General features: G+C 56.2%; 3 tRNA genes and 3 rRNA genes. All 6 read left to right on the top strand.

Going from position 1 to position 5,848, the window contains the following annotated elements:
- Window positions 1-310: 310 nt before the first annotated feature.
- The 6 genes from ACYQ7X_RS17315 (at window position 311) to ACYQ7X_RS17290 (ending at window position 5,844) form a co-directional block, all read left to right on the top strand.
- Window positions 311-1,807, top strand: a 16S ribosomal RNA gene (locus ACYQ7X_RS17315).
- A gap of 212 nt (window positions 1,808-2,019) precedes the next feature.
- Window positions 2,020-2,096, top strand: a tRNA-Ile gene (locus ACYQ7X_RS17310).
- An 87-nt stretch (window positions 2,097-2,183) separates the two neighbouring features.
- Window positions 2,184-2,255: transfer RNA gene (locus tag ACYQ7X_RS17305), tRNA-Ala, on the top strand.
- Window positions 2,256-2,679: 424 nt separating this feature from the next.
- Window positions 2,680-5,420, top strand: a 23S ribosomal RNA gene (locus tag ACYQ7X_RS17300).
- Window positions 5,421-5,605: 185 nt separating this feature from the next.
- Window positions 5,606-5,720: ribosomal RNA gene (gene rrf / locus ACYQ7X_RS17295) — 5S ribosomal RNA — on the top strand.
- Together the 16S, 23S and 5S rRNA genes with 3 tRNA genes alongside form the textbook arrangement of a ribosomal RNA operon.
- 47 nt (window positions 5,721-5,767) lie before the next feature.
- Window positions 5,768-5,844, top strand: a tRNA-Met gene (locus tag ACYQ7X_RS17290).
- Window positions 5,845-5,848: the final 4 nt, after the last annotated feature.

Raw genomic sequence — 5,848 nt, 5'->3', positions numbered from 1 at the left:
TTTGATCTTTGACAATTGTATCTGGATGGAAGGGATATGTTGGTGGCGCTGTCTGCTGGGTTTAGGCCTGGCGGGTTTGCTTGTTGAGAGTGTTTAGGTTGGGTTTGTTTATGCGAGCCTGACGTAAGATCTGGAGACAGGTTTTGGTGTCTACTGACGTATCTGCATATGCTTTTACGTGGAAAGACAGTGCGGGCTGGGTTTTATGGTGGAAGCCATGGGATCTGGCTTAGTGGGTTAGGGGATCGCGTTCATTTCGGCTGGGTTCTGGGTTTTGCCTGAGGGTGAGATTTGGGATTTGGTTTGTGATGAACCTGAGAGTTTGATCCTGGCTCAGAGCGAACGCTGGCGGCATGCTTAACACATGCAAGTCGCACGGGCAGTGGCAACATTGTCAGTGGCGGACGGGTGAGTAACGCGTAGGAATCTGTCTCTGGGTGGGGGATAACAGTGGGAAACTACTGCTAATACCGCATGACACCTGAGGGTTAAAGGCGCGAGTCGCCTGGAGAGGAGCCTGCGTTCGATTAGCTTGTTGGTGGGGTAAAGGCCTACCAAGGCGACGATCGATAGCTGGTCTGAGAGGATGATCAGCCACACTGGGACTGAGACACGGCCCAGACTCCTACGGGAGGCAGCAGTGGGGAATATTGGACAATGGGCGCAAGCCTGATCCAGCAATGCCGCGTGGGTGAAGAAGGTTTTCGGATTGTAAAGCCCTTTTGGCAGGGACGATGATGACGGTACCTGCAGAATAAGCCCCGGCTAACTTCGTGCCAGCAGCCGCGGTAATACGAAGGGGGCTAGCGTTGCTCGGAATGACTGGGCGTAAAGGGCGCGTAGGCGGCGATCAAAGTCAGGCGTGAAATTCCTGGGCTCAACCTGGGGGCTGCGCTTGATACTTGGTTGCTTGAGTGGGGAAGAGGGTCGTGGAATTCCCAGTGTAGAGGTGAAATTCGTAGATATTGGGAAGAACACCGGTGGCGAAGGCGGCGACCTGGTCCTTGACTGACGCTGAGGCGCGAAAGCGTGGGGAGCAAACAGGATTAGATACCCTGGTAGTCCACGCTGTAAACGATGTGTGCTGGATGTTGGGTGACTTAGTCACGCAGTGTCGTAGCTAACGCGATAAGCACACCGCCTGGGGAGTACGGCCGCAAGGTTGAAACTCAAAGGAATTGACGGGGGCCCGCACAAGCGGTGGAGCATGTGGTTTAATTCGAAGCAACGCGCAGAACCTTACCAGGGCTTGACATGGGGAGGCTGTAATCAGAGATGGTTATTTCCCGCAAGGGACCTCCTGCACAGGTGCTGCATGGCTGTCGTCAGCTCGTGTCGTGAGATGTTGGGTTAAGTCCCGCAACGAGCGCAACCCTCGTCTTCAGTTGCCATCAGGTTGGGCTGGGCACTCTGAAGAAACTGCCGGTGACAAGCCGGAGGAAGGTGGGGATGACGTCAAGTCCTCATGGCCCTTATGTCCTGGGCTACACACGTGCTACAATGGCGGTGACAGTGGGAAGCTAGCCCGCGAGGGTGTGCTGATCTCTAAAAGCCGTCTCAGTTCAGATTGCACTCTGCAACTCGAGTGCATGAAGGTGGAATCGCTAGTAATCGCGGATCAGCATGCCGCGGTGAATACGTTCCCGGGCCTTGTACACACCGCCCGTCACACCATGGGAGTTGGTTTGACCTTAAGCCGGTGCGCTAACTCAGCAATGAGAGGCAGCCGACCACGGTCGGGTCAGCGACTGGGGTGAAGTCGTAACAAGGTAGCCGTAGGGGAACCTGCGGCTGGATCACCTCCTTTCAAGGAGCGATCCTGATATCGTCTGGCCTAGGCTGGGCGTTTGGGATTGCTTTATAAAGTCGTCCGCGGATGCGGATGGCGGCCTGGACGATGATCGACAAGCGTCTCTCGCGAGAGAGGGCGCCATCAACATATCCCTTCCCTGCGACGGTCTGGTGGCTGTAAAGCCACCGGGTATCGGGCCCCACGAGAGAGATTTCGTGGGGGTCCTTGGGCCAGTAGCTCAGCTGGTTAGAGCACACGCTTGATAAGCGTGGGGTCGGAGGTTCAAATCCTCCCTGGCCCACCAATGGTTTGGCTCTGGCTGGTTATGAATGAGAATTTTTCTGTTCTTTTTTAGAAAAGAACGGAGGGATTTTTGTTCATGTCTTCCCATGGGGGTGTAGCTCAGTGGGAGAGCACCTGCTTTGCAAGCAGGGGGTCGTCGGTTCGATACCGTCCACCTCCATTGTGTTTGGCGGGCGGTTTGGCCGCCTGGCCGAGGTTCTGAGGGGTATCGTCGCAGAGGAAATCGAGATTGCGGGAGCATTGAGGGTTAGCTGAAGAAGCTGCCAGCGGTGGTCTTGCATGAGGTCTGGACCCGGAGGGGTCTGGTCTCGTTGTTCTTTCAATTGTGAATCAGGATTTGGCGCATCTGCGCGGGTCGGCCGCATTGTCTGACCGGAGGAGGAGATTGATCTCCGAATCCCAGCGGCTGGACTGCACAGAAGCGTGAGAGAGAATGGATGTGCTGGCAAGCGCGTCCGTTCCGGAGGGTTGGGCGTTTCTCGCGCCTGGCTGGAAGGAGCGGCACTGTGGCGGGTCTTTATCTGGTCGAAAGATTGGATGGTTCCTGTGCAAGGTGGGATTGCCGAGAGATCGGTGATCGCGTGGTGTGAGCATGATAAGGGCGTTCGGTGGATGCCTTGGCACCAGGAGGCGATGAAGGACGTGGCACGCTGCGAAAAGCCATGGGGAGCCGCGAGCAGGCGTTGATCCATGGATATCCGAATGGGGAAACCCACCCAGCGATGGGTATCCCGATCTGAATACATAGGGTCGGGAGGCGAACCCGGGGAACTGAAACATCTCAGTACCCGGAGGAAAAGACATCAACAGAGATTCCGTCAGTAGTGGCGAGCGAAAGCGGAACAGGCCAGTGGTTATTTTTATCTGAGCAGAACGGTCTGGAAAGTCCGGCGAGAGTGGGTGATAGCCCCGTATGCGAAGAAGATGAGAATGATCCTTGAGTAAGGCGGGACACGTGAAATCCTGTCTGAACATGGGGGGACCACCCTCCAAGCCTAAATACTCCCTGGTGACCGATAGTGAACAAGTACCGTGAGGGAAAGGTGAAAAGCACCCCGACGAGGGGAGTGAAAGAGACCTGAAACCGGACGCTTACAAGCAGTCGGAGCCGCATCTGCGGTGACGGCGTACCTTTTGTATAATGGGTCAGCGAGTTTCTGTTTGCAGCGAGCTTAAGCCGTTAGGTGTAGGCGTAGCGAAAGCGAGTCTGAAGAGGGCGCAGAGTTGCAGGTAGAAGACCCGAAACCGAGTGATCTAGCCATGGCCAGGCTGAAGGTGCGGTAACACGCACTGGAGGGCCGAACCCACGCCTGTTGAAAAAGTCGGGGATGAGCTGTGGCTAGGGGTGAAAGGCCAATCAAACTCGGAAATAGCTGGTTCTCCGCGAAATCTATTGAGGTAGATCGTCGGGTGTTTACCCTGGGGGGTAGAGCACTGGATGGGCTAGGGGGCCCCAAAGGCTTACCAAACCTAACCAAACTCCGAATACCCAGAAGTATAGCCCGGCAGACAGTCCATGGGTGCTAAGGTCCGTGGACGAGAGGGAAACAGCCCAGACCGCCAGCTAAGGTCCCCAAGTTGTGGCTAAGTGGGAAAGGATGTGGGAATTCCAAAACAACCAGGAGGTTGGCTTAGAAGCAGCCATCCTTTAAAGAAAGCGTAATAGCTCACTGGTCTAATAGAAATCCTGCGCCGAAAATGTAACGGGGCTCAAGCCACACACCGAAGCTGCGGGTGCATCGCAAGATGCGCGGTAGCGGAGCGTTCCGTAGGCCTGCGAAGGGAGAGGGGTGACCCCTCCTGGAGGTATCGGAAGTGCGAATGCTGACATGAGTAGCGACAAACAGTGCGAGAAACACTGTCGCCGAAAGTCCAAGGGTTCCTGCGCAAGGTTAATCCACGCAGGGTTAGCCGGCCCCTAAGGCGAGGGCGAAAGCCGTAGTCGATGGGAATCAGGTGAATATTCCTGAGCCTGCTGGAAGTGACGAATGCGAGATGTTGTCAGGGCTTATTGGATTGTCCTGGCTTTTTGAGCATTCCGGGAAAGAGCTCCAGCGTATAGACCGTACCCGAAACCGACACAGGTGGACTGGTAGAGCATACCAAGGCGCTTGAGAGAACCATATCGAAGGAACTAGGCAAATTGCTCGCGTAACTTCGGGATAAGCGAGACCCGTCTGTGGGCAACCATGGGCGGGTGGCACAGAGCAGGGGGTAGCGACTGTTTAGTAAAAACACAGGGCTCTGCGAAATCGAGAGATGACGTATAGGGTCTGACGCCTGCCCGGTGCCGGAAGGTTAAGAGGAGGTGTGCAAGCACTGAATTGAAGCCCCGGTAAACGGCGGCCGTAACTATAACGGTCCTAAGGTAGCGAAATTCCTTGTCGGGTAAGTTCCGACCTGCACGAATGGCGTAACGACTTCCCCACTGTCTCCGGTATGGGCTCAGCGAAATTGAATTCCCCGTGAAGATGCGGGGTACCCGCGGTCAGACGGAAAGACCCTATGAACCTTTACTGCAGCTTTGCAGTGGCATCAGGGGAGCACTGTGTAGGATAGGTGGGAGGCTTTGAAGCCGGGGCGCTAGCTCAGGTGGAGCCATCCTTGAAATACCACCCTGGGCGCTTCTGATGTCTAACCGAGACCAGTTATCCTGGTTCGGGACCCTGCATGGTGGGCAGTTTGACTGGGGCGGTCGCCTCCCAAAGTGTAACGGAGGCGCGCGATGGTGGGCTCAGGCCGGTCGGACATCGGCTGCTGAGTGCAATGGCATAAGCCCGCCTGACTGTGAGAGCGACAGCTCGATCAGAGACGAAAGTCGGCCATAGTGATCCGGTGGTCCCGCGTGGAAGGGCCATCGCTCAACGGATAAAAGGTACTCTAGGGATAACAGGCTGATCTCCCCCAAGAGTCCACATCGACGGGGAGGTTTGGCACCTCGATGTCGGCTCATCACATCCTGGGGCTGGAGCAGGTCCCAAGGGTTCGGCTGTTCGCCGATTAAAGTGGTACGTGAGCTGGGTTTAGAACGTCGTGAGACAGTTCGGTCCCTATCTGCCGTGGGTGAAGGAGACTTGAGAGGATTTGTCCCTAGTACGAGAGGACCGGGATGAACAGACCTCTGGTGTACCGGTTGTCGCGCCAGCGGCACAGCCGGGTAGCTAAGTCTGGACGGGATAACCGCTGAAAGCATCTAAGCGGGAAACCCACCTCAAAACGAGGTCTCCCTGAGGGTCGTGGTAGACCACCACGTCGATAGGCCGGGTGTGAAAGTGGGGTAACCCATGCAGCTAACCGGTCCTAATCACCCAATAGGCTCACACATCAACACACCACCTCGCACAGCAATCATCCAATCTCTCTCTCTATGGATTTTGGTCGCGTGGCCGCCCCTCCAGCCCCACGCAACCAAAATCAGAAAAAGAGATCTCTCTCACCTTCATCGGCCCCCGCGCCGATGAAAAAACGCCAAATCCTCGTTCACCCACCCAAATACGGTGGGTTGGACGACCTGGTGGCCATAGCGGGGACCCTACACCCGATCCCATCCCGAACTCGGCCGTGAAATGCCCCAGCGCCCATGGTACTGCGTCTTAAGACGTGGGAGAGTAGGTCGCCGCCAGGTCTTCCAACCCACCCCTCGCGCCATCCAGCGCAAACCACCCTCACCCCCGCGGGGTGGAGCAGCCCGGTAGCTCGTCAGGCTCATAACCTGAAGGTCACAGGTTCAAATCCTGTCCCCGCAACCAAACC

Source organism: Acidisoma sp. C75 (assembly GCF_054665095.1).
The sequence above is the reverse complement of the archived record's forward strand: the minus strand, read 5'-3'. Positions and strand labels throughout refer to the sequence as shown.